Annotated in this window: 21 protein-coding genes; 14 read left to right on the top strand and 7 right to left on the bottom strand. The window is 51.9% G+C overall.

Translation table 11 applies throughout. The features are described from left to right. Positions 1 to 278 precede the first annotated feature (278 nt). The gene (locus IEX98_RS27855; RefSeq protein WP_188892959.1) at positions 279 to 1304 is read right to left on the bottom strand and encodes an ABC transporter permease; all 1026 of its coding nucleotides are present in this window, start codon (positions 1302 to 1304) and stop codon (positions 279 to 281) included. Beyond that, positions 1301 to 2050, bottom strand: coding sequence for an ABC transporter ATP-binding protein (locus IEX98_RS27850; RefSeq protein WP_229692429.1), 750 nt, complete (start codon positions 2048 to 2050; stop codon positions 1301 to 1303). Before IEX98_RS27850 ends, IEX98_RS27855 begins: the two co-directional genes overlap by 4 nt. A 222-nt stretch (positions 2051 to 2272) precedes the next feature. On the opposite strand from IEX98_RS27850, the gene IEX98_RS27845 reads away from it, so the two are divergent. Continuing rightward, complete coding sequence (locus tag IEX98_RS27845; RefSeq protein ID WP_188892958.1) at positions 2273 to 5290, top strand: efflux RND transporter permease subunit; 3018 nt, start codon at positions 2273 to 2275, stop codon at positions 5288 to 5290. A gap of 81 nt (positions 5291 to 5371) precedes the next feature. Here the strand turns inward: IEX98_RS27845 and IEX98_RS27840 are convergent, their stop codons facing one another. Genes IEX98_RS27840 through IEX98_RS27830 form a run of 3 tightly spaced genes read right to left on the bottom strand, consistent with a single transcriptional unit; the run spans position 5372 to position 7907 of the window. After that, positions 5372 to 6040 carry a DUF1054 domain-containing protein gene (locus tag IEX98_RS27840; protein WP_188892957.1) on the bottom strand — a complete coding sequence of 223 codons (669 nt, stop codon included), beginning with the start codon at positions 6038 to 6040 and terminating at the stop codon, positions 5372 to 5374. A gap of 32 nt (positions 6041 to 6072) precedes the next feature. Further along, entirely contained in the window at positions 6073 to 6741 is a 669-nt protein-coding gene (locus tag IEX98_RS27835; protein ID WP_188892956.1) for a response regulator, read from the bottom strand. After that, positions 6738 to 7907 (bottom strand): sensor histidine kinase, encoded by a 1170-nt coding sequence (locus IEX98_RS27830; RefSeq protein WP_188892955.1) that lies wholly within the window; start codon positions 7905 to 7907, stop codon positions 6738 to 6740. Before IEX98_RS27830 ends, IEX98_RS27835 begins: the two co-directional genes overlap by 4 nt. Before the next feature lie 203 nt (positions 7908 to 8110). On the opposite strand from IEX98_RS27830, the gene IEX98_RS27825 reads away from it, so the two are divergent. From IEX98_RS27825 to gndA, 6 genes are all read left to right on the top strand, one after another. Continuing rightward, on the top strand, positions 8111 to 9055 hold the full coding sequence (locus tag IEX98_RS27825; protein ID WP_188892954.1) for an ABC transporter ATP-binding protein: 945 nt from the start codon (positions 8111 to 8113) through the stop codon (positions 9053 to 9055). Between the two features lie 11 nt (positions 9056 to 9066). After that, the gene (locus IEX98_RS27820) at positions 9067 to 10242 is read left to right on the top strand and encodes an ABC transporter permease (RefSeq protein ID WP_188892953.1); all 1176 of its coding nucleotides are present in this window, start codon (positions 9067 to 9069) and stop codon (positions 10240 to 10242) included. Then, positions 10235 to 11386: an ABC transporter permease gene (locus tag IEX98_RS27815; protein WP_188892952.1), complete on the top strand. Its 1152-nt coding sequence runs from the start codon at positions 10235 to 10237 to the stop codon at positions 11384 to 11386. The genes IEX98_RS27820 and IEX98_RS27815 overlap by 8 nt, the downstream gene beginning before the upstream one ends. 409 nt (positions 11387 to 11795) lie before the next feature. Next, a complete protein-coding gene (locus IEX98_RS27810) occupies positions 11796 to 13529 on the top strand; it encodes a proline--tRNA ligase (protein ID WP_188892951.1) in 1734 nt (577 codons plus the stop codon). 188 nt (positions 13530 to 13717) lie between these two features. Then, entirely contained in the window at positions 13718 to 14314 is a 597-nt protein-coding gene (locus IEX98_RS27805) for a hypothetical protein (RefSeq protein ID WP_042160003.1), read from the top strand. A 234-nt stretch (positions 14315 to 14548) separates the two neighbouring features. Then, positions 14549 to 15961 carry an NADP-dependent phosphogluconate dehydrogenase gene (gndA, locus tag IEX98_RS27800; RefSeq protein ID WP_188892950.1) on the top strand — a complete coding sequence of 471 codons (1413 nt, stop codon included), beginning with the start codon at positions 14549 to 14551 and terminating at the stop codon, positions 15959 to 15961. On the opposite strand, the gene IEX98_RS27795 is transcribed toward gndA, so the two are convergent. Further along, positions 15958 to 16302: a hypothetical protein gene (locus IEX98_RS27795; RefSeq protein WP_188892949.1), complete on the bottom strand. Its 345-nt coding sequence runs from the start codon at positions 16300 to 16302 to the stop codon at positions 15958 to 15960. The two genes, gndA and IEX98_RS27795, sit on opposite strands and share 4 nt — an antisense overlap. 167 nt (positions 16303 to 16469) lie before the next feature. Between IEX98_RS27795 and IEX98_RS27790 the strand changes: the two genes are divergently transcribed. The 5 genes from IEX98_RS27790 (at position 16470) to ptsP (ending at position 22658) form a co-directional block, all read left to right on the top strand. Then, positions 16470 to 17003, top strand: coding sequence for a shikimate kinase (locus IEX98_RS27790; RefSeq protein ID WP_268237847.1), 534 nt, complete (start codon positions 16470 to 16472; stop codon positions 17001 to 17003). 63 nt (positions 17004 to 17066) lie between these two features. Beyond that, a complete protein-coding gene (gene aroA, locus IEX98_RS27785) occupies positions 17067 to 18359 on the top strand; it encodes a 3-phosphoshikimate 1-carboxyvinyltransferase (RefSeq protein WP_188892947.1) in 1293 nt (430 codons plus the stop codon). Between the two features lie 43 nt (positions 18360 to 18402). Then, positions 18403 to 18837: a CoA-binding protein gene (locus IEX98_RS27780; protein WP_188892946.1), complete on the top strand. Its 435-nt coding sequence runs from the start codon at positions 18403 to 18405 to the stop codon at positions 18835 to 18837. Positions 18838 to 19020: 183 nt separating this feature from the next. Next, complete coding sequence (locus IEX98_RS27775) at positions 19021 to 20907, top strand: glucose PTS transporter subunit IIA (protein WP_188892945.1); 1887 nt, start codon at positions 19021 to 19023, stop codon at positions 20905 to 20907. Beyond that, positions 20904 to 22658: a phosphoenolpyruvate--protein phosphotransferase gene (gene ptsP / locus IEX98_RS27770; protein WP_188892944.1), complete on the top strand. Its 1755-nt coding sequence runs from the start codon at positions 20904 to 20906 to the stop codon at positions 22656 to 22658. The genes IEX98_RS27775 and ptsP overlap by 4 nt, the downstream gene beginning before the upstream one ends. Positions 22659 to 22676: 18 nt before the next feature. Here ptsP and IEX98_RS27765 read toward each other — a convergent pair whose 3' ends face one another. Beyond that, positions 22677 to 23204: a type 1 glutamine amidotransferase domain-containing protein gene (locus IEX98_RS27765; protein WP_188892943.1), complete on the bottom strand. Its 528-nt coding sequence runs from the start codon at positions 23202 to 23204 to the stop codon at positions 22677 to 22679. Positions 23205 to 23269: 65 nt separating this feature from the next. Between IEX98_RS27765 and IEX98_RS27760 the strand changes: the two genes are divergently transcribed. Further along, positions 23270 to 23689: a VanZ family protein gene (locus IEX98_RS27760; protein ID WP_188892942.1), complete on the top strand. Its 420-nt coding sequence runs from the start codon at positions 23270 to 23272 to the stop codon at positions 23687 to 23689. A gap of 126 nt (positions 23690 to 23815) precedes the next feature. Then, positions 23816 to 24229: a hypothetical protein gene (locus tag IEX98_RS27755; protein WP_188892941.1), complete on the top strand. Its 414-nt coding sequence runs from the start codon at positions 23816 to 23818 to the stop codon at positions 24227 to 24229. Positions 24230 to 24316 lie beyond the last annotated feature (87 nt).

Raw genomic sequence — 24316 nt, 5'->3', positions numbered from 1 at the left:
ATGCCAAACACCTCTCCTCGTTAATGTTATTTTCTTTCTACACTTAACGAGTGTCCACTGTTTATTCTAGTTGCAAAAGTGCATTTGCAAGGCTGCAAATCGCCCCTAAAGACGCTTTTTAGACTAATCAAACTGCATATTTGCAGTTTGATGCCATAAAACGAAGTTCTAGCGGCTCACAGCATGCAGTTTTACATTTTGATTCGTAAAAGATTAGTCTGATATTCTTCCTTAGGGTTGAGGCCGATTTCCATTCCGGAAATCGGCCTTTTTGACGATTAAAGCCGGCGGTGTTTTTTGAGAGCGGCTATATTCAGCAGAGCAAACAGCAGCGAGAATGCCGCAAGGACATAAACATCGTTCTGAAAATCGCTCCAGCCCTCTCCTCTTATCATAATGCCTCTCATCGCATCTGCACCGTAGTAGAGCGGCATGATGTAGCTAAGCTTCTGCAGCAGCGGATTCATCGCGTCCAGATTGAACAAGCCGGAGAAGAAAGCTTGCGGTACGATGACGATCGGGATGAATTGAATGATCTGAAACTCGCTGCTGGCAAAGGAGGAGAGCAGCGTGCCAAGCGTCAGGGCAGTAAGGGAGAGGAGCAAATTGATCACCAGCATATACAGAATATTCCCGACCATATAGAGCCCAAGTACGTCTACGGAAAACCAGGCGATCAGCGTCGCTTGCGCCAGCGTGAACAGGCCAAAACCTGCCAAGTACCCGATTACAATTTCAATGCGCCGGATCGGTGTCGCCAATAGACGCTCCAGTGTTCCGCTGGTCCGCTCCCGCAAGAAGGAAACGCCGGCAAGCAGGAATACGAAGAAGAAAGAGAAAAAGCCGATCAACACAGGACCAAATGAATCAAATGCAGCCATATCAGGTCCGCCATGCAGATAGGACACTTCAAAAGAGGGTGCCTGAGGTCCGGCCTGCAGGACGGTTTGCAGCTTAAGCAATATGCTGCGGTTGATGGACGGGTCGCTGCCCTCAAGCGTCAACGAAGGTTTGACGCCATTCCAATGTACAATCGCATCCAGCTTCCCGCTGGTTAGCGCGGCCTCGGCTGCTTCGGCATCCGCCCCGAAAGAGGTAATGCCCGAGTCCTGCAGCTGAGTTAACCGTTCGGCAATACTTGCAGGTGCATCAACAAGGCCGATGCTTGGAATAATTGCTTGACCGTCAAAGACGAGCTTCATCAGGCTGAGTATAAGCAGCGGGGCAAGGAAAAGCAATGCCAGCGTTCGTTTATCGCGAATAAATTGCCGGATGATTCGCAGCGCAAGCGCTCGAATTCTCATGCCAGAACACCTCCTTCACGGCCGAGTGCGATGAAGGCATCCTCAATCGTAGCGGTGCCGGACTTCCTTACAATCGCTTCCGGAGTATCCACTGCGATAAGCTGGCCGCTTCGAATTAACCCCAGCCGGTCGCATTTATCCGCTTCATCCATGACATGGGTCGTAAGGATGATCGTAACGCCTTGCCTGCTTAATGCATTAAGCTCCCGCCAGATCGATTGGCGCAGGAGAGGGTCAATACCAACCGTTGGCTCATCCAAGACGAGCAGCTCCGGTTCATGGAGCAGTGAGATAGCGAGCGACAGCCTTCTCTTCATACCGCCGGAGTAGGCGCCTGTCTGTTTGCTCAAGTCGGCCTCCAGATCGACAAGCTCGGCGACCGCTCGAATACGATCGTTCAGCCGTTGTCCTTTCAGGCCGTACATGGCTCCGAAAAACGCCAAGTTCTGTCTTCCCGTCAATTCGTTATACAGCGCATCGGATTGCGCCATATAGCCGATCCTCGCCAACAAGGCGAGCTGGGGCATTTGCTGACCCAAGACGCGTACACTCCCGGAGTCCGCACGGTCAATCCCGGTAATCAGCTTAATCAATGTCGTTTTTCCGGAACCTGAAGGACCCAGTAATCCAAACAACTCTCCCCGGGGAATCGATAGGGCAATATCATTTAGCACGATACGTCCGCTGAATTGCCGCTGAATCCCCGAAACTTCTACCGCCATTAGAGAAGAACCCGCCTCGGACATCGGTTCACGCTCCCGTCCTTATTGTTGATTCCTTTTCAATATAACGAAAAGCAGGTTGATATGGAAGATATATGCTTCCTCGACTCAAGTCGGAGCCTGTATACGACCAAGGTCTCGGATTCATTACAGTCCGCAGACGTTTTTGCAATTTTTCCCTTCCGGCTATGCTTAGTTATGACAAAAACAAAGATAATCCTGGAGTGGAGAAGGAGAAGAGAAGCAATGAGTAAATTAACGGACTGGTCATTCCGCAATAAAGCGGCAGTCATCCTGATCGTTATCATGGCATTAGCTATGGGGGTAGTCAGTTACTTGCGGCTGCCAATGGAGTTTCTGCCTGCAGCGAACAATCCGCAAATTACAGTGACAGCCATCGGCCCGGGTTATGATGCAAAAGCGATGGAGGGGCAGGTAACGGACAAGCTTGAAGAAGCGCTTATGTTTGCAAAAGGGAAGACAGTGATGTTTTCCTCGTCCGGTACAGGCTATGCGCAGGTCAATTTGAATTTTGATGCGAAGACGGATATGAAGGAAGCCAAGCTCGAGGTGGAACGGGCGGTCGCTCAACTGCCGCTTCCGCAAGGCGTCATGCCGCCGTTCGTGACCCATTACAATACGTCGATGATTCCGATTGCCTGGATTACGCTGACCTTCGACGGTGAGCTAAGCGAGCAGCAAAAGGATGAGAAGCTGAAGCAATTCCAGACAGAACTGCAAAAAACCGAAGGGGCAGGTGTCATTACAACGATGGGCCAATCGGCGCTGGCTATTCATCTGACCCCTTTGACTGACAAGCTTGCCGAACTGAACATTCCCCTGCAATCATTGATGGGCATTCTCCAAGGCCGCGGCATATCGGCTTCGATCGGGGAGCGGGAGATCGATGGGGCTGCGGGCAATATGACCGTATATGATGAAGTGACGAGCTTGGAGACGCTGCGCGGGCTGCCGGTAGCGCCTGGTATTAAACTAAGTGATGTCGCCAAAGTGGAGTTTGCCAAAGAGCAGGAAAGCATCAGCCGAATGAACGGCAAGGACGCCATTCTATTTACGGTGTCGAAGGCGTCCGACGCAAATGCGGTTACGGTCGGCAAAGGGATTAATGAGACGGTGGAGAGGGTGAAAACGGACATTCCAGGCATTGAGCCGTCCGTCATTCTCAGCACGTCGGATTCCGTCGTCAGCTCGGTCAACAGCATGCTTCGCGAAGTGCTCCTTGGCGCGCTGTTCGCCACAATCGTCATTTTGCTGTTCATGCGCAACTTCAGAGCGACAATTGTAACGATTGTTTCCATTCCGTTATCGCTCGGAATTACGCTTTATTTACTGCAATTGTCGGGCGTTTCCTTAAATATTATTACGCTGGGCGGGGTTGCGGTTGCTGTCGGGCGATTAGTCGACGACAGTATCGTAGTGATCGAAAATATATATCGGCGTTTGCAGAAGGAGCCTTTCTCGCTTACCGTCATTAAAGATGCGACGAAAGAGGTTGCAGGAGCCATCACGGCTTCCACGCTCGTAACGGTGGCCGTGTTCTTGCCAATGGGGCTGCTGCGGGGCACGCTGCAGGCGTTCCTGCTGCCATTTGCACTGACGGTTGCCTATTCGCTGCTTGCCTCCTTGCTGGTTGCGTTGACGGTCGTTCCGCTGCTGAGCGGGCTGCTGCTGAAAGGGACGAAAGAGAAGCCGCATGAGGGCTCGCCGCGAATCTCGGCTTTCATCCGCTGGAATTTAAAGCATAAGGCTGTTGCCCTGACGATTGCTGTCGTCTTGTTCGCAGGCTCGATTGGTGCTTATATTGCAATGCCAAAAGGCGCGCTTGATTCTTCCAGTGCGGAAAATGTGACCGCGACGCTTGCTTTCCCGAGCGACACGCCTCGCGAAACTGTCTTGGAAGCGGGCAAGGAGCTGGAAGCCTATATAATGGCCGACAAGTCGGTGAAGTGGGTGCTGCTCGATTCCGGCAACAGCGCTGATATGGCGAAGCAAGGTGCGGTATCGTCTCCGACTCAAGTCAATTATACGATTGATCTGAAGCCGGACGTCGATGCGGACCTATTCATTGCGAACGTGAAGGCACAAAGTGAACATTACCCGGATGCCTCGCTCACTGTGAATGCTATCGATTTGATGATGGGCGGCGGTTCCTCAACGATCAATATTGATATTACGGGAGAGGATACTGCCCGACTTGATGAGACGGCGCAGTCGCTGATTGCAGCGTTGAACAAAGTGGATGGTGTTCTGAAGGTGCAAAGTAATCAGGAGGAGAAAAAGCCGGTATATGCCTTCAAGGTAGATCCGGCCAAAGCAGCCGGGCAGGATGTGGCGATGCAACTGCAAAGCTTGCTTAATCCGCTGCCTGTTGGCTCGATTCGAGTGGAGGGCGTGAATACGCCTGTCATGCTGCAGCCTGCAGCCAATCCAGGAACGGAAGCGGCTCTGAAGAACCTGACGATTATGACGGAGAACGGTCCGCAGCCAGTATCCTCGGTTACCGAGCTGTCGCGTACGGAAGAGCCGAGCCTTTATTATCATAAAGACGGCAAGACGTATGTTCGGGTAACGGCAGAAGCGGAACCTAGCAAGCTGTCTATAGTAGGAGCAGATATTAATAAAGCTGTAAATGAGCTGAAGCTTCCTGAGGGCGTCAAGCTGTCGGTAGGAGGCGCTTCGGCTGATCAAATGAGTGACTTTGCCGATTTGGGCGTGACAGCGTTAATTTCAATCGGGCTGGTATACCTGATTATGGTGCTGGCGTTCAAGACGCTGCGTGCGCCTCTTGCCATTATGTTCTCGCTGCCGCTGGCCGCGATCGGTGCGGTTATCGGCTTGCTCATATCAGGAATTACGCCGGACTTTACGGCCATGTTTGGAGCATTGATGCTAATTGGCATCGTCGTTACGAATGCGATTGTTCTCATTGACCGAGTGAAGCAAAACGAGACATCCATGCCGATCCGCGAAGCGCTGATTGAAGCTGCGACGACGAGAATGCGTCCGATTGTAATGACGGCAGTAGCGACTATCTGCGCCATGCTGCCGCTGCTGTTCGGCTCGCATGAGTCCGGAAGCATCGTCTCGCAAAGTTTGGCGATTGTCGTTATCGGCGGTCTGACAGCGGCGACGCTGCTGACCATCGTCATCGTGCCTTGCATCTACGAGCTGCTGTTCTTCCGGGCGTCGCGCAAGGAGCGCCGCGTTGCTCAGCAGTCTCTTGCACCCCAATCTGCACAATAAACGAAGCAAATAACGAAGAAGCCGTTCCAGGGCATCCATGCCTTGGAACGGCTTCTTTATTAAGTTTAATAAAGGGATGAATTACGTACGTGCCAGCCGGTACAGCGGCATTAACGTCTCGAACGTTTCGGATGCAATCTGCAACAGCGCTTTGCCGTCGCTTAGCAGCGGATCGCCGGCAGGAATGTGACGGCCAATGAGCAGCTCCGCTTTCTGGACGTCGCGAAAGCGGACGAGCGCTTTGCTCCAATCGTCTCTTGACATGCTGTCCACCGGGATCGATTCTTTTTTCATATGATCAAGGGAAATTTCGAAGTTTTTCGGTACGGCGGCAATGACATCATCAAGCTGGTCCAAATAAGTGGCAGCGATTTTTTTCTTGTTTGGCACTTCATAGATTAAGGCGAGCCATAGAAACAGATGATCATCGAACAAGCCAAGCTGAAAATGCGGATGCGCTTTGTAGCCGCGCTTATTATCGCAGATCGACATCCATGTATCCTTCGGCGGATTAACGGTGCGGCGGGCATGTTTAGCGATATGCAAAAACATCTCATTGCCCGCATGCAGCGCAAGCTCCTGTGTCAGCTCTGTGCCGATGATTTGAAATTTTGGCCGGATTCGCTCCTGAATGGCCGACATTCTCTCCTCCAATCCTTCCAAGTGAAAGATGTCGAAATCGGCTTGCTCAAAGCCGTGGAACGCCGTCGTTGCTGCAATGGCAGAGGCAGTTGTTGTTGATGCAGTCATTTTATCCATCTCCTTATAACGGGCGAACGGGATCAACCCGGAAGTTTTAAATAGAAAATTGCGATTTGCGTGCGGTCCCGAAGCTCAAGCTTCCCTAATATTTCGGTTATATAGTTTTTTACCGTGCCTTCACTGAAGAAGAGCGCAGCGGCGATTTCCTTATTGGATAGCCCGTCCGCAATATGTCGGACGATTTGCTGCTCAGTTGGCGTCAGACCGTAGGCGTCCAGCTTGCGTGAGGGATCCGCTTGTGCCAGCACAGGCTCAGCGGAAGGGGAAGGCTGTCTATCCAGCATACCCGCCAGCTTGCGGGCAATAGCCGGATGGATGAGCAGCGATCCGTCATGGACGGTTTTGATGCCGGCAATGATACGGCTGGGCGATACGTTTTTGAGCAGGTAGCCATTGGCTCCGTTTCGGATCGCTTGCGCGATGTACTCGTCATCGTCGAAGGTCGTCAGAATAAGCACACAAGGCGGTTTGTCGAGCGCTTGCAGCAGCTTGGTTCCCTGTACGCCGTCGCATTCCGGCATCCGAATGTCCATCAAGACGACATCTACCGGCGTATTTGCAGCAAATTCAGCTGCTGCACGGCCGTTGTCGCAAGTTCCGGCCACCTCAAGCTCCGGATCTAAGCCGAGAATAAGCATCATGCTTTCCCGGATAAAAGGATCGTCGTCGACGATCAATACTTTAATCATGACTGCACCTCCTGCGTAATCTTGGCACGAGCGTCGGCATCCCCGGTCAATGGAATAATGGTCGTAATCTCAAAGCGCTCCTTCATCCGCCACTCCAGACTGCCTCCGATGAGAGCCATTCTTTCCTTCATTCCCCGGATGCCAATTCCGGCGGCAACCGGTTCTTTCGGCAAGGCGCCATTATTGGCTATAGTAAGTGCAACGCTTTTCCCGCGGAAGTGCAACGTAACGTCAACGACGGTCGCACCGCCGTGCCGTACTGCATTTGTAATGGCCTCCTGCGCATTCATAAACAGAATCAGTTCGATGCTGGGATAGATCGGCTGCATATCGCCCTGTACAGTAAAGCCGACTTCAATGCCCAGCGCTTCACCGGAATCGGCCACCAGCCTGTCAAGTGCATAGCGCCGCGAATCATTGTCCTCCGGCGCAGCGAGTCTGCGCACGGTGCGGCGCATACGCTCCATGCTGTCCTGCAGCTGGTCGCGAATTTGCTCAATCATCGTTCGGGCACGCGGCGGATCCGCATCAAACAACTGAATCGCCGCTTCCGACATCATTTTGACGCGAATGAGCCGGTGGCCGAGATCATCATGAATGTCCTTCGCAATCCGGTTTCGTTCCTCTAATTGAGCATATTGCTCGATTTGGGAAGCATAGTCGATCAACCGCCGTCTAGCGGCTTCCAGCTCTTCATGGCTTAAGGCAAGCGCTTCATACAAATGCTCGGTCTGATGCTGCTTGGCGGCATTGGCATTGCCGATCGTAAGTATGCCCGCCGTCATCAGCCAGAGCAATAAAATGGCGGTTATGACTTCGGGCTGTTCAGACTGCAGTGATACCGTAAGCAGCGCCCCGCCGCCGATTGTCCAAGCAAGGGCGGTCTTTGAGAATGGCTTGGAAGTAAAAGCTCCGATCAGCGTTGCGAAAGGGAGCAGAAACAGGAGGCCGTTATACGTGCTAGCCAGCCAGTTGAAGTAGAATAGCTCTGCCAGCAGCAGCGGCAAGGCTACGCCCGGAAACAGCTTTCCTGCACGTACGATGAGCAAGGCTAACAGTATATAAGCCGTATAGCCGATATAGTCGCTTGGGCCGATGCTGAGAATCGTGACGATCGCAGGAACGGCAACGAGCAGGCTTCGAATTCGGTGCAATTGATTCATCATAACGACTAGGCTCCCCGCAACTGGTTCGCGGCACTCGGCGCATGCCGGCAAGCCCGCTTATGGTTGCATTATAGCATTAACCGATTGCCTGAGTAAGTAAGATGACTTTTGTCATCTCCATAAGGTGACTTTATAGACCTGCAGCGGAAAGCATTACCTAATACAATGATAACAAATGAAGCAAGCGGAAGGATGAAGATAACATGAATTTTGTGAAGTTTCGCGATGTGGTTAAAAAATACGACACGATACTGACAGTCAATCATCTGAATTTCGATATCGCCGAAGGCGAAGTATTCGGATTGCTCGGGCCAAATGGAGCAGGAAAAAGCACGACGATCGAAATGCTAGCCGGTCTGCTGGAGATAAATAGCGGAGATATTACGGTAGACGGATTCTCAATACGCAAGCAGCCGCTTGAGGTGAAGAAGAGAATAGGAATCGTGCCTCAAGAGCTGGCGATCTATGAAGGCTTGTCAGCGAGAGATAACGTAACCTTCTTCGCCAGACTGTACGGCTTGTCGGGCAAGCTGCTGAAGGAGCGGGTCGACGAGGCGCTGCGCTTCGTTGGACTATTGGAGCGGGCCAAAGATTTGCCTTCCACGTTCTCGGGCGGAATGAAACGGCGTCTGAACATTGCTTGCGCCATCATGCACCGTCCAAAGCTAATTGTTATGGATGAGCCGACGGTTGGCATCGATCCGCAATCGCGAAATCATATTTTAGAATCGGTAAGGGAACTCAATCGGCTAGGCTCTACGATCATCTATACGAGCCACTACATGGAGGAAATAGAGGCGCTTTGCTCCAGAATCGGCATTATGGATGAAGGAAAGCTTATTGCAATCGGTACGAAGGAGCAATTGAAGAAACAGTCCGGCCAAGAGGAGCGGCTCGTATTTGAAGTCGAGCGATCCAACGCACAGGCGCTTTCCGAAATGACAGAGCATCCTGCCGTGAAACGGTGCGAGGAGCAAGCGGAAGACAAAACGATTGAAGTCGTCGTGAAAGATTCGCCGTCCGTCCTGCAGGATTTGCTCTTTATTTTACAAAAGCACGGTATTGGTTTGCGTAAAATAACACGCGTTGAACCGAACCTCGAAACGCTGTTTTTACAAATGACCGGGCGCAAGCTGCGCGACGAATAGGGGGATGCGAAATGCGGATATGGTGGACGACGGTCTATTACGAGATCATTAAATACAGCAAGATGCGCTCGATGCTGCTTCTGCTGACGGCACTTCCGCTTGTGTTGATTTTTCTGCTCGGGAATGCTTTCAGTCAAGATTTAAAGCCTGCGAAAGTGGCGGTTTACATTAGCGATCAAGGAGAGCTCCGATCTGGTATTGAATCGTTCTGGAAGGATCCTTCGATTCAAACATATATGGAAACGTTAAGCGCAGCATCGGAGACGGAAGTGAAAGATTTGGTGCGAGAGGGAACGGCGGACTACGGCGTAGTTGTGCCGGCCGATTACTCGAGCCGGATTTTAACGGGTCAGAGTGCCGAATGGAAAGCTTATCCGGGCCGGTATGAGGAGCGCAATATCGCAGCTAGAGCGGTTATCGATTCCTATATGTCCAACACCAATTTAAAGCTGGCGGCGATGGAGACGCTGGGCGCTGCTTACTCGTCTTCGCCTGCAGCATCGTCAAGTGATGAAACGGCCAAACCGGGAGAGCCGGTCTTTCGAGTCGGCAATGTATCGGGCGGCAAGGAAGACGTATTCAAATCGGTGTCGGCCGTTCAATATTACGCAGCCGCCTATCTAATTATGTTTCTATTGTATGGCGGCATGTCCGCCACGTTGTCGCTGATGAATCAGCGGAGCCGGGGAACACTCCAGCGCATTTACGCCGTCCCTGGCGCTTTCCGCAAAGCGGTTGCAGGCATACTCACCGGCGCTTTGGCGCTGGCCGGTCTGCAAGCTATCGTCATTATTGGATTTTCTACTGTCGTATATGACGTCGATTGGGGCGGGCGAGTAGGATGGATTGCCTTGACCTGTCTGCTGACGGCGATTGCCGGCACGGGATTGGCCGTTACGCTTGGTTCCTTGGTCGGTTCGACGAAATCGTTGCAAACGCTGTTTGGCATCGTCGTATTCGTGCTGACGTTTCTAAGCGGAGGAATGGTTCCGAATATTGAACAGATGGTTGGCGGAGCGGGCAAATATACGCTTAACTATTGGGCTAACGAGGTACTTCGGACGATTATGTACGAGAATGATCCTTCGAAGATATGGAGCGGAATCGGAATATTGGCTGCAATCGCCTTCTGCTTGGCGTTAATTGGAGCTCTTAGACTGCCAAAGGTGGTGAAAAACCATGCGTAAAATTTTAGTTATTGCTTTTCATCTCATTCGCCGTACGATGGGGACGAAAAGAGGTTTTTTACTCAATATTCTTATACCTGCCGTCGCACTGTCTTTAATCGCTGGATTATTCTCTAACTTGTCCGACAGCAAGCCAATCGTGCAAGTATCTAATCAGGATCAAGGCATGATGGGGGGCTATGTGAAAAAGTCACTTCAGCAAAATGGAAGCTATGAAATTGTGGAAGCGCCGAATGCCACGGAGCAGGAAATGATGGATGCCATTCAAGCGGGCAACGCCCAAGCATCTGTTCTGATTCCGGCGGATTTCACCTCGAAGCTGCTGGCCGGTGAAACACCGCAAGCCTCCATCTATCGAATGGGCGAACAGCTGTGGAGCGCCTCGCTTACCGAGGAGCTGCAAAGTGAGGCAAGGAAGCTGGCAGCAGCGGCCATGATGGTTGAAAATACGAGCGGCGAGCAGCAAGCGACATTATTGGCCTCGATCCTCGACAAGGAAGGAGAGGGCAAAGCTTCCGTCCGCGAAGAAACGATGAGATTAGGGCAGGCTGTTGCCCGTCCCGAAGTGATTGGCATTATGATCATGTTCGTTATGCTGCTTGTCAGCCGTTCTATCGGCTACGTGATGGAAGACCGGGAACAGCGGACGATGGCGAGAATGTATGCAGCCCCCCTCCGGGCGCTGGACATCGCCTTTGGCAACTTCGCAGGCAGTATGCTGCTAGGTACATTCCAGCTTCTCATCGTGTTCGGCATGTCGCATTTCATCTTCGGATTTATGTCGGGCGTTCCCTTCGGTCCGTTGTTTCTCGTACTGGAATGTTTCCTGTTTGCAGCTGTCGGTATGGCTACGCTAATAGGCGGATTGGTGAAAAATAGCGTTCAGCTCGGTCAGATTAACAATTTGTTCATTACGCCTACATGCATGATCGGCGGCTGCTTCTGGCCGTTGTCGATGATGCCGGACTTTATGCAAAAGCTGGCTAACTTCACACCGCAAAAATGGGCCATACAAGCGTTCGACCGCCTAAGTGCAGGCGGAACTGTCAGCGACGTGCTGCTCCAGCTTGGCATTCTGCTGTTGTTTGCTGTTGTGCTCACTGCGTTTGGGGCTACTGTACTTCGTCCAAATCGTACGAACTAGATTCAAGAGCTGTCTGCCATTTCGTAAAAGATTGAATTTTACAACAATTATCTTGACTTGCATATGGTTAATGCTGTAAATTGGTCAAAAGCTTAACACAACGACCATTATGATAACAGCGTTGACCAAGGATATAACCTCCATTCGCGTCCGTCACAGAGAGGAAGCCATAGGCTGGAAGCTTCCATGTGCGAATAGAGCGTTTCCCTGCCTTGCGAGTTGCTTGGCTGCAGGGATGCGGCGAAGCCGGGACGGATGTAGATCCGTCCCGTTACCTAAATAAGAGCAGTCTGGGTTTCCGGCCGTATGTCCGGTTCTGAAGACAGCTGCATAAGGGTGGTACCACGAGCGCATTCGTCCCTTACGAATGCGCTTTTTTTATTTAAATCGAAGCAGGAGGAAGTTTACAATGAAACAATCCCAATTATGGCTGCCTACGCTGCGTGAAGCGCCTGCGGATGCCGATGCGGTCAGCCACCAGCTGCTGCTGCGCGCTGGCATTGTCCGTCAGCTTGCCGCAGGTATTTACACGTATTTGCCGCTTGGCCGGCGTGTGTTAAGAAAACTGGAGAACATCGTGCGTGAGGGGATGGATCAAGCCGGTGCCCAAGAGCTGCTGATGCCGGCCATGCAGCCGGCAGAGCTGTGGCGGGAATCGGGACGTTACGACAAATACGGGCCGGAGCTGTTCCGGTTGAAGGACCGGCAGGGGCGTGAATTTGCTCTAGGTCCGACACACGAAGAAGTAATAACGGCACTCCTGCGAGACGAGCTGCATTCCTACCGGCAAATGCCAGTGACATTGTACCAGATTCAGACGAAATTCCGCGACGAGAAACGTCCCCGGTACGGATTGCTCAGGGGCCGTGAATTTCTCATGAAGGACGCCTATTCCTTCGATGCGGACTGGGAAGGTCTAGAACGCAGCTATCGGCGCATGTACGATGCTTACAGTCGGATTTTTAGCCGGATCGGCTTGGAATTCCGTGCGGTAGAAGCAGACCCGGGCACGATTGGCGGCGATGGCGGCACCCATGAATTTATGGCTCTGGCGGATATCGGAGAGGATACGATTGCTGTATGCGATCAGTGCGATTACGCGGCCAATCTGGAGAAGGCGGAATTCAGGAAAGTGACAGGTACGGAGACGGAGGAACAGCATCAATTGCGGACAGCGGAGCCAACAAAGCTGCACACGCCTGCCATTCGTAAAATCGACTCCCTTGTTCACGCTCTTGGCTGCGAAGCATCTCATATTATAAAGACGATCATTTACTTAGCGGATGGAGCTCCGCTGGCTGTATTGGTCAGAGGGGATCACGAGGTCAATGAAATCAAGCTTCAACATTCGCTCTCTATCGCCGGGCTTGAGCTGGCTGACGCGGAAACGGTGGAAAGGATAACCGGGGCAGCAGTTGGATTTGCAGGTCCAATGGGATTAGCAATTCCGCTAGCCGTCGATGATGCTGTCACCAATATGCCGATTGGCATCGCAGGGGCGAATGAAACGGACTATCACTGGAGAGGTCTACGTCCAGGCATCGATTTCAAGCTCGCTATTCGCGGCGATTTCCGGAATGCCGTAAGAGGCGACGGCTGCCCGCGCTGCCAGACTGGACAGCTTGTGTTCCGCCGCGGTATTGAAGTGGGGCAGGTGTTCAAGCTTGGAACGAAATACAGCGAAAAGCTGAATGCCCGTTTCATTGATGCTGCGGGCAAAGAGCAGCCATTGATTATGGGCTGCTACGGAATCGGGATATCCCGCTTGCTTTCGGCTGTTGTGGAGCAGCATCACGATGCAGCGGGCATCAGATGGCCGCATGCAATAGCGCCGTACCAGGTTCATATCGTACCAGTATCCATGAAAGATCAGCATCAGGCGGAAGCAGCCGAGCTTCTCTATGAGAAGCTGTCAGCAGGAGGCTTGGAGGTGCTGCTGGACGACCGGGAGGAGCGCCCTGGCGTGAAATTCAAGGATTCCGATCTGATAGGCATTCCGCTGAGAATTGTCGTTGGCAAAGCTGCTGCGGATGGCAAAGTAGAGCTGAAATGGCGGGATACAGGGGAAGTGAAAGTGGTTTCGCTCGAGGAGGCATGCTCTGCCGCAGCCGGCTTAAAGCAGGAGCAGGACAGCTGCCTATAAACATTATAGCGAATTGAGGACAAAGTCAGCTTAAAAAGTGGGCTTTGTCCTATTTTTTTAAGTTTTGGCAAGTTTAAGCTGAAAATTAGTCAATAATCCAAGTTGCCATAACATAAGATGGAGTATAAGATAGGGATAAGAACAAATTGTCAGAACATTTCGTCAAATGAACAAAGGGAGGGATTGCCGTGAATAAGAGCTACGAAGTCGAATATTGTAATTTGGAGCTGCGATTTGACCGCCGGCAAATCCAAAACCTCATCCGTGATCTCATTCAGGAAGGGTACTCCTTGTATTGGAGCGAGACGGAGGGGCAGTTTTTAATTTCGATTCGTACCGGCCGAAAGCTCGTGAAGCTTCGGTTTCAGCGAATGAAAAGCCGTTACAAAATTGTCGGTGATTATATTATTAAAGACGAGAAGCTGTCGGAGCTGTTGGAAAAGCTGATTAACGACTCACGTGGACATGCGGTGGTCAAGCGGATCAAAGATCGTCAAATCGTCATTGAGAACATTATGTTCGGCGAGATAATACGACTTGTGGAGGTGTCCGGTATGGAGCATCGAATTGTTTATCAGAAGAAGCCTTTCGTTACAATAGAAGAAATGATCAAGGCGTTTCAATCGAAAAGAGCGGAAGAGCGTGCAGCCGTGCTGCGTTACGAGCTGGATTATGAATTGTCGGTGCTGTATGACGCCCTCCAGGACAACAACGAGCAGACAATTGCAGATTCGAAGGAGAAACTGGCGCTGCTTCGTTCGGAGATGCTGCAGCTGGAACTTTGACCCCCGGTTTTTAGGCGGAAGCGGAATGAATTCGCTTCCGTCTTTTTTGTTGCCTTTTTTATGATGTTTTTCGAATGAAAGGGAATGATGAAGTGGGATTGGTTCCGAATGGGATGCGGGAGGAACGACAAAATGTGCGTAAATAGTTTTCTTCTCGGTCTAAAAAGAGTAATATAGAGCTATTGATCACCATTTGATCACCAAAATTTTATAGAGAAGGATGGAACAAACCAGATGTCTAAACAGCAAATCGGCGTTATCGGATTGGCAGTAATGGGCAAAAACTTGGCCCTTAACATTGAAAGCAGAGGGTTTACCGTCTCGGTATACAACCGCTCCCGCGAGAAAACGGATGATTTGGTCCAAGAAGCCGCTGGCAAAAATCTCGTTCCTACTTACACCATCGAAGAGTTCGTGCAATCGTTGGAATCCCCGCGCAAAATTTTGATCATGGTACAAGCTGGCGCTGGTACTGACGCGACGATCGATTCCCTCGTTCCGCACTTGGATAAAGGCGACATCATCATTGACGGCGGCAACGCTTATTTCCCTGACACGCAACGCCGCAGCAAAGCACTTGAAGAGCAAGGCATCCGCTTTATCGGCACTGGCGTTTCGGGCGGTGAAGAAGGCGCGCTGAAAGGCCCTTCCATTATGCCTGGCGGCCAAGAATCCGCGTACAAACTGGTTGAGCCGATTCTGACGGCGATTTCCGCTAAAGTCGGCGATGACGCTTGCTGCACATACATCGGACCGGACGGCGCAGGCCACTATGTGAAAATGGTTCATAACGGCATCGAGTACGGCGACATGCAGTTGATCTGCGAAGCATACGACCTGCTGAAGAACGTGCTTGACGTAAGCACGGAAGAGCTTCACAGCATCTTCTCCGAATGGAACAAAGGCGAGCTCGACAGCTACCTGATCGAGATTACGACGGACATCTTCTCGAAATACGATCCGGAAACAGGCAAACCGATGGTTGATGTTATTTTGGACTCCGCTGGCCAAAAAGGCACAGGCAAATGGACAAGCCAAAGCTCCCTCGACCTGGGCGTACCTTTGTCGATCATTACGGAATCCGTATTCACACGTTTCCTGTCCGCTATGAAAGAAGAGCGCGTAGCAGCAAGCAAAGTGCTGAGCGGCCCGGCAAAAGCTCCATTCCAAGGCGACAAAGCGGCATTCATCGAAGCGGTCCGCAAAGCGCTGTTTGCAAGTAAAATTTGCTCGTATGCACAAGGCTTCGCTCAAATGCGCGCAGCTTCGGAAGAATATGACTGGAACCTTCGCTACGGCGACATCGCGATGATTTTCCGCGGCGGCTGCATTATCCGCGCTGGCTTCCTGCAAAACATCAAAGATGCTTACGACAACGATCCAAGCCTGAAAAACCTGCTGCTTGACCCTTACTTCAAAAACATCGTCGAGTCGTACCAAGGCGCATGGCGTGAGGTTGTAGCTGCAGCTGTAACGAATGGCGTTCCGGTTCCTGCTTTCGCAAGCGCGCTGGCTTACTTCGATAGCTACCGTTCCGAGCGTCTGCCTGCTAACCTGCTGCAAGCACAACGCGATTACTTCGGCGCACACACGTTCAAACGTGTGGACAAAGAAGGCAGCTTCCACTTCAACTGGCTGCAAAACTAATCGGCATTCGCTTTGCCTTTGCGGTGAGGCTCGTTCGTACCCGGCGTCGTTAAGCCGTACGCGGCTTCGATCAGCCAGGCACGGAGGCGGCCGGCTTCCTGAGCGGAGCAATGCCTCCTGTGGACGAGCGACATCGCTGCTTCGGCGAAGCAATGAAAGTTTTTCAATAAGCGTGGCTGCGAAAGTTCCGTTAAGGCGGGATCTTCGTCAGCCACCTTTTTTTTAATATACTCCAGCATCCATACGACATCCTCGCGGCATAACGGGTGATCAGGATGCAGAATTCGGCTTAAGCGGGAATCGGCCGGATGAGGCGGAGGTAAATTGCGGTTTGGAGTCATGCCGTCGTCACTCCTATCGATTTTTTATAGGATTATAACTTTATGCTTGTTAAGCATCATTATCATCATTACGGCATATGCAACTTTTTTATACCCTATTCGCTGTAAAAAATGATATGATATTTGGGACAAAGTCGGAATTATTCATAAAAGTGGGGCGCTCTAACTTGGGACAAGAAGCTAACGGCAAAATTGTATTAGTCGGTTTCATGGGAACCGGTAAGTCGACAGTGAGCCGCTTGCTGGCGGACAAGCTGGGCTGGGCACGCTATGATTCGGATGAAGAGATCGAGCGTCTGGAAGGCAGGAAAGTCTCCGATATTTTCGCAAGCGAGGGCGAAGCGGGCTTCCGTACCATCGAAAGCAATACGCTCATTTCGCTGCTGGAAGAGAGCGGCAATGCAATCATTGCGACGGGCGGCGGAGCCGTACTGCTTGAAGGCAATCGCAGCGCTATGCTCGATAACAGCTTCGTTGTAGCGCTGAAAGCCGACGCCGAGCATATCATTTCGCGGGTCAAATCGGATACGTCACGTCCCTTGTTGCAAGGCGACGTTGCGGCGAATGTGAACCGGATTATGGAAGCGCGCAAGCATGCTTATGATTTCGCTCATTTGCAGCTGGATACGACAGCTTTGACGGCGAGCGAGGCGGCTGAAGCGATACTGCTTCATCTACATAGCCGCAGCAGTCAGGCATAGCCATTGTTTAACTCCGGGCATTGCCCGCATACTACTATATAGATAAGGGAGACTTGCAGCACTATGGACGTTATTGTTACTCCTACGCCCGAACTGAAGGGCGAAATTCAGGCGCTTTCCTCGAAAAACTATACGACTCGCTACCTGCTCGTTGCAGCATTGGCAGAAGGAACGAGCACGATCTATTATCCCGCGCACAGCGAAGACAGCGATGCGATGCGCCGTTGTATTCGTGATCTGGGTGCCATCGTAGAGGAAGACGACGAGAAAATCGTCATTACAGGGTTTGGCAGAAATCCGAAAGCTGTAGATACGCTGGATGTCGGCAATGCGGGAGCAGTTCTCCGTTTCCTGATGGCAATTGCTGCGCTTTGTCCGGACGTAACCTTCGTCAATACCTACCCGGATTCGCTGGGCAAAAGACCTCATAATGATCTGATCGATGCGCTTGGTCAAATCGGCGTATCGGTGGAGCATAACGAAGGCAAGCTGCCGATCCGTATTCGCGGCGGCCAGCCGGTTGGCGGCAAAATCCAAGTATCCGGCAACGTAAGCTCGCAGTTTTTGAGCGCCTTGCTGTTCCTGACTCCGCTGTTGAAAGAGGACAGCGAAATCGAAGTGCTGCATGATCTGAAATCGAAGGTTGTCGTAGGCCAGACGCTTGAGGTGCTTGAGCAAGCGGGTATCGTTATTCATGCCAGCGAGGACTTGATGCATTACCGCGTTCCGGGCAACCAAAGCTATCAGGCGAAAACCTATTCTGTACAAGGCGACTACCCGGGCTCGGCAGCAATTCTTGCGGCTGCGGCTGTCACCAATTCCGACGTTATCGTTCACCGTCTGGAAGAGAAAAGCAAGCAAGGCGAGCGCGCTGTTGTAGACGTACTGAGAATGATGGAAGTGCCGATGACGCATGAAGGCGGTATCGTCCACGTTAAAGGCAACGGCAAGCTGAAAGCTGTTGAATTCGACGGCGACCAGGCAACGGACGCGGTACTGGCTATGGTAGCTGCGGCTGTCTTCGCAGAGGGGACTTCGCGTTTCTATGATGTGGAGAACTTGCGCTACAAGGAATGCGACCGGATTACCGATTACTTGAATGAGCTTCGCAAAGCGGGAGCCAACGTGGAAGAACGCCAAAGCGAAATTATCGTGCATGGCCGTCCAGAGGGTGTAGAAGGCGGCGTGGAGATCAATGCTCATTATGACCATCGGGTCATTATGGCGCTCACGGTTGTCGGCCTGCGGGCTAAGCAGCCGCTGCGTATCCGCGACGCGCATCATGTCGCCAAATCGTATCCCATCTATTTCGACCATCTCAAAGCGCTCGGCGCGAATGTAGAATGGGTAGAATAACGACTGCAAGCTGATGCTGTTTATGATAAAGGAGGGTTTACGTATGGCTTTTGAGAATCCATCCCGTGATCGAATTAAGGAATTGCTGCAGGAAAGCAATGTTGTCGCTGTAGTGGGCTTATCCGAAAAACCGGATCGCGTATCCTACATGGTGTCGGAAGCGATGCAGGCGAAGGGATACCGGATCATTCCGGTTAATCCCAATGCCGAGACGATTCTGGGCGAGAAAAGCTATCCTTCCCTCCGCGATATTCCGGAAAAGGTCGATATCGTCAACGTCTTCCGCCGTCCGGAGCATACGCCTCCGGTTGCCGAGGAAGCTGTTGCTATCGGAGCGAAAACGCTGTGGCTCCAGCTTGGCATCGCCAATGATGAAGCGGCTCGCATCGCCGGTGAAGGCGGCTTGAACGTCATCATGGACCGCTGCATCAAGGTAGAGGATTCCATTCTGCTGCCGCAGGGCAAAGCGAACGGATAACGAAAAGGGCGGGCCTGCGAGGCAATGCCATTAAGTTTAGTTTTAACTTAATGACATTGGCCTGCGAGGCCCGCCTTTTCTTGTTGCGCAGGCGAAGAAGAAGCGTTCTCCTCATGCTTTGACAAAAACGCGGGGAACCCTTACCATCGTTAATAGACAAGTGAAAGGCAAGGAGGTGCGGAATTGAATTTCTTGGGAAGCTTTCAGCAGCTGGGCAGAGCGTTTATGCTGCCGATGATCGTGCTTCCGGGTGCGGCGATATTTTTATTTCTCGGTCAGCTTCCTTGGGGAATGATTGGATTGCCCGCGATGTCGGGTTATTTGCAGACTGCAAGCGAAGCGATATTTACCTTTTTGCCGTATTTCTTTGCCATTGGCATCTCATTGGGGTTAACGGGCAATGCACTCGCTGCCGGAATGGCTGCATTGGCCGGTATGGTCATTTACGTCAGCATTACCGGGTCGGCGGATTTGAAGATTGAACCTACCGTGTTTATCGGCTCGCTAATCGGAATGATTTCCGGTTTTAGCTATGAACGATTTAAAAACTTGCGATTGCCAGAATATATTCAGTTTTTCGGAGGACCGCGCTTTGTACCGCTATTCGTAAGCGCTGTCTCGGTGCTCTTCTCGATCGCCATGGTGGGCATTGCGCCTTATATCGAGAGGATGCTCGTTGAACTGGGTGAAATTGTCGCCTCGGGCGGCGGCTTTGGCGTGTTTCTATATGGCTTTGTGCATCGGATACTGGTCGTATTCGGCCTGCATCATCTCGTCAGCCATGTTTTCTGGTTCCAGATCGGCGGCTTTGAGACGGCAGACGGCTCGATGGTATACGGCGATCTGCCGCGCTTCTTTGCGGGTGACCCGACGGCTGGCTATTTCATGGGCGGCATGTATCCGACGATGATGTTCGCTTTGCCTGCAATCGCGTTTGCGATTATTCATGAGGCAAGGGAAGATTTGAAGCCGAAAATCCGTAAAACGTTTCTGTCTGCGGCGCTCGCGTCATTCCTGACAGGGGTAACGGAGCCGGTCGAATTTGCATTCCTCTTCGTCGCGCCTTATTTATTCGTCGTACATGCTTTGCTGTCCGGCGTCATTATGTGGGTGACCTATGAGCTTGGCATCCGTCACGGCTTCTCATTTTCCGGAGGCGCGATCGATTATTTTATCAATTTGCATCTGGCCACGAAAGGCTGGCTGCTGATTCCCATAGGCATCATAGTAGGCATCGTCTATTATGTTCTGTTCCGGTGGGCCATTAACCGCTTCCGCATTCCGACTCCCGGCAGGGAGGAAGGCTCGCAGCTGGATGAGTGGGCAGGAGATATTCCGTACCGCGCTCCGCTTATTTTGCAAGCAATCGGGGGCAAAGACAACATCATTCAGATGGAATCCTGCATAACGAGACTCCGGCTCAAGGTCGCGAATGAGCGATTGCTCGATATTAACGCTTTGCGCAATCTCGGGGCAGCCGGCGTCATCCGCTTGGGCGGAGGAAATGTGCAGGTCGTCTTCGGCACGTACTCGGAATTGATTCGCGGCGAGATGATCAAATCGATTCAGCGCGATCAGGCGCAGGTATTGTTCAGTTCCCCAATGCAAGGACGGATGATTCCGCTGGAAGAGGTGCCGGACCCGATATTCTCAGGCAAGCTTGTCGGAGAAGGGGTCGCTTTTATTCCGGACAAGGGTGAGCTGGTATCGCCGGTGAAAGGTGAAATTATTCATGTGTACCCAACGATGCATGCTGTGGGCATCCGTACGCCGGAAGGGCTGGATGTACTGCTTCATATCGGCATCGATACGTCTCAATTGGGCGGCAAGGGATATTTCAACGCCGTCGTGAAGGAAGGCGACGAGGTGCTGCCGGGAGCGCTCCTGGTGAAGTTTGATTTGCAGCGCATCCGCAAAGAAAGCAAGTCAATCGCTACGCCTATGGTAATTACGAATTCGGATTTAGTCCGTTCGTGGCGGTTTGCTCCGTTTAAGGCAGTCAAGAAGGGGCAGTCTTCGGTAATGTCCGTTGTACTTAAAGAGAGAAACAGTGGAGGGGAAGGCAAATGATACAAGGAATTGGAGCGTCGTCAGGCATTGCGATCGGCAAGTCCTTCGTCTTGCCGAGCTGGGAGTGGGAATTTCCGGAGCAGCGCGTCGACGTCGCTGATTTTGCCCGCGAGTTCGAACGGGTCTATGAGGGAATCCGCACATCGAAGCATGAGATTGAGCAGATGAAGGATGAGCTTCGTGAAGTCGTCGGCGTGGATGAGACGAATATTTTCGATGCGCATATCGCGATTTTGGACGATCCGGTCTTCATGAATGAGATCCAAGGTATCATTCAGCGTCAATACAAGGCTGCGGAGGTTGCGGTTAAGGAAGCAATCGACCATTTTGTAACGATGTTCGATTTGCTGGATGACGACTATATGAAGGAGCGTGCGCTAGACATTAAGGATGTCGGCAACCGGCTTCTGAAGCATCTGCTTGGCGCGCCTGAAATTACGCTTCCATCGGACACGCTTCCCTTCATCCTGATTGCCAAGGAGCTGTCGCCTTCCCAGCTGGCCCATATCAATCCTCAGAACGTGCTTGGCATTGTGACGCTGGTTGGCAGCGCTACTTCCCACTCCGCCATTATGGCGCGGGCGCTTGGCGTTCCGCTCGTCGTAGGCGTGGAGGCGAAGCTGGAGGAGCCGATTCAAACCGGTCAGACGCTAATTATCGACGGTTCGACGGGCGCATTGTATTTGGAACCCGAGCAGCCGTTGATCGACAAGTATTCCGAGCTCCAGAGCATACAGAAGGAAGCGAGAAAGCAATTGAACAGCATTGCAGGACATAGACCGGTTACTCCGGACGGTAAAATGTTGGAGCTGGCCGCAAATATCAGCTCGTATAAAGAGCTTGAAATTGCCTTGTCGAGCGGTGCGCACGGCGTTGGGTTATTCCGTACCGAATTTCTTTATATGGATCGGAACCGTTTCCCGAGAGAGGAAGAGCAGTTTGAAGTCTACCGCAGCGTGGCGGAACGTCTGGAGGGCGAGCCGCTTATTATTCGGACGCTCGATATCGGCGGCGACAAGCAGCTGGATTACTTCAATATGACGGAAGAGGATAATCCGTTCCTCGGCTACCGGGCGATCCGAATTTCTTTGCATCGCAAGGATTTGTTCAAAACCCAGCTTCGGGCCGTGCTGAGAGCCAGCTTTTATGGTCAGGTCAAGCTTATGTATCCGCTTATTTCATCAGTGGAAGAGGTCAGAGCGGCCAATGCGGTGCTGGCGGAGGCGAAACGGGAGCTTGAAGCGGAAGGTATACCTTTCGATAAAGGCTTGAAGGTTGGCATTATGATTGAAGTGCCAGCAGCGGTCATTATCGCTGATTTGCTTGCTCAGGAAGTCGATTTCTTCAGTATTGGAACGAATGATCTTGTGCAATTTACGCTTGCGGTTGACCGGATGAATGAGGAAATTTCGCATCTGTATGAACCCTTCCATCCTGCTGTGCTCCGGATGCTGAAGCTGACGGCAGAGGCGGCGAAGCGGAACGGCATTAAGGTGGGCGTATGCGGGGAGCTTGCCGGGGATTTGCGGGCGCTGCCGATCTGGCTCAGCCTGGATGTGGATGAACTTAGCATGTCATCGCACTCTATCTTGCAAGTGAAAGAGCGGCTGCTCTCTACAAGTCAGAAGGACAGCCGCGTCTTGCTGCCGCAGCTGCTGGAATGCCGGACGAGTGCCGACATTCACGAGAAGCTGAAGCAATTTGCTGATGGTGTCGCCATAGGCAGAACAGCATCTGAATTGGAAAGGTAGCAGCAGCTGAGCTGCCGTTTACGCTTGTTTTTCCAAGGCGTCGACAAAGGCTTTGGCATAAGGAGGAAGATCGGGCGGTCGTCTGGCTGATATGAGGTTGCCGTCTACGACGACCGCTTCGTCAAACCATTCCGCTCCCGCATTTTCCATATCGTCACGGATGCCCGGTGTTGAAGTCACTTTGCGGCCTTGCAGTATTTTGGCGGATACGAGTACCCAGCCGGCGTGGCAGATTTGGCCGATCGGCTTGCCCGCGGCATTCAGCTCTTGAACAAGCTGAAGCACCTTCGGGTAGCGGCGGAGCTTGTCCGGAGCCCAGCCGCCTGGCACGAGAAGTCCGGCGATTTCATCGGCATTTACTTCATCGAAGCTAACGTCGGCTGTTGCCGGAACGCCGTATTTGCCGATATGCTGTTTTCCCTTTACCGGTCCTGCATAGAGGACGGTTGCCCCGGCCTCGCGTGCGCGGTAGACAGGGTACCACAGCTCCAAGTCTTCAAATTCGTCATCGAGCAGACAGATGACCGTTTTATTGTGCAATGACAAAAGTATGTACCTCCTTCAATGAGTGCATGCTGGCATTTCCATTACATTGTATCGAAGGAGAACGGATGAAGCAAACCGGTAGAACCAGACTTGTCGGCGTGCTGAGATTCATTCCGGCTGTAATATGGATGGCGGTCATATTTACGTTATCCTCGCGAACCGGAAATGAAGTAGGTACGCTGCTTCCTTTTTTTCAGCAATTTTTCCCCTCTATGGAAAGCTTTGATTGGGGCCATTATGTTTCGTATTTCGTGCTCGCCGCTGCTATCGATTTTGGTATCGGCAAACGGGCGGACCGTCTCGTATGGAAAATCGCGATCGTCTTGCTATGCGGCTTGTACGGCGTGACGGACGAGTATCATCAATCCTTTGTTGACGGGAGAACACCGGATATCATGGATATCCGCAACGATATGATCGGCGCTGCCGTGTGGGTGCTTCTTATAAGCATCCGGCCCCTTCGAAAGCTCTGGCGTAAATTCTAGTAAAAATTGCATAGCGCTTGCAGCAGGAATTTCTGCAAAAAAGGTCGAATAATTTACGCATCTCATTATGCGATTACGGATCGTGAGGAATGACGGCATGCCGTCAGCGTGAAGGAGTGGACCAACTTGCAGAAAAGGTGTCATTGCGGTGACATCATGAAGATGAAGCTTCGGACAGTTATCTATTCGGGCAAGGTCGAAATTGACAATGTACCGATCTATTCCTGTTCGTCATGCAGCCGCAGCGAAGTATTCCCTGAAGTGAAACCGGATTTAACCGGATTGATCGCCCAATTGGGCGCAACCCCATCCAAGCAGACGTTTTTGTTTAACGAATGCAATGAATGGGCAGATTTGCTAGTAGAGGCAAGCGGAGACCGGAAACAACCGGATACCAGCGCCATAGAGCGGCTTATTGGGGAGCGGGTCAACTCGCTGCTTGATCTGATGCTGCTGGCCCAATCGCTGGACGACCAGGACTGGATAGCTGACATTAGTAAAAGATTGTCGCAAATCAGCCGCCGCTCGATGCATACATAAGAAAATGTACGAACCATTATCCATTACTTGCCATGCGTGGGGCCGAACAGGTGCGAACATTGCGAAAAGCCGTATTTTGTCGTATGA

Origin of the sequence: Paenibacillus radicis (ex Gao et al. 2016) (assembly GCF_014641555.1) — a bacterium.
GTDB lineage: Bacteria > Bacillota > Bacilli > Paenibacillales > Paenibacillaceae > Pristimantibacillus > Pristimantibacillus radicis.
The sequence above is the reverse complement of the archived record's forward strand: the minus strand, read 5'-3'. Positions and strand labels throughout refer to the sequence as shown.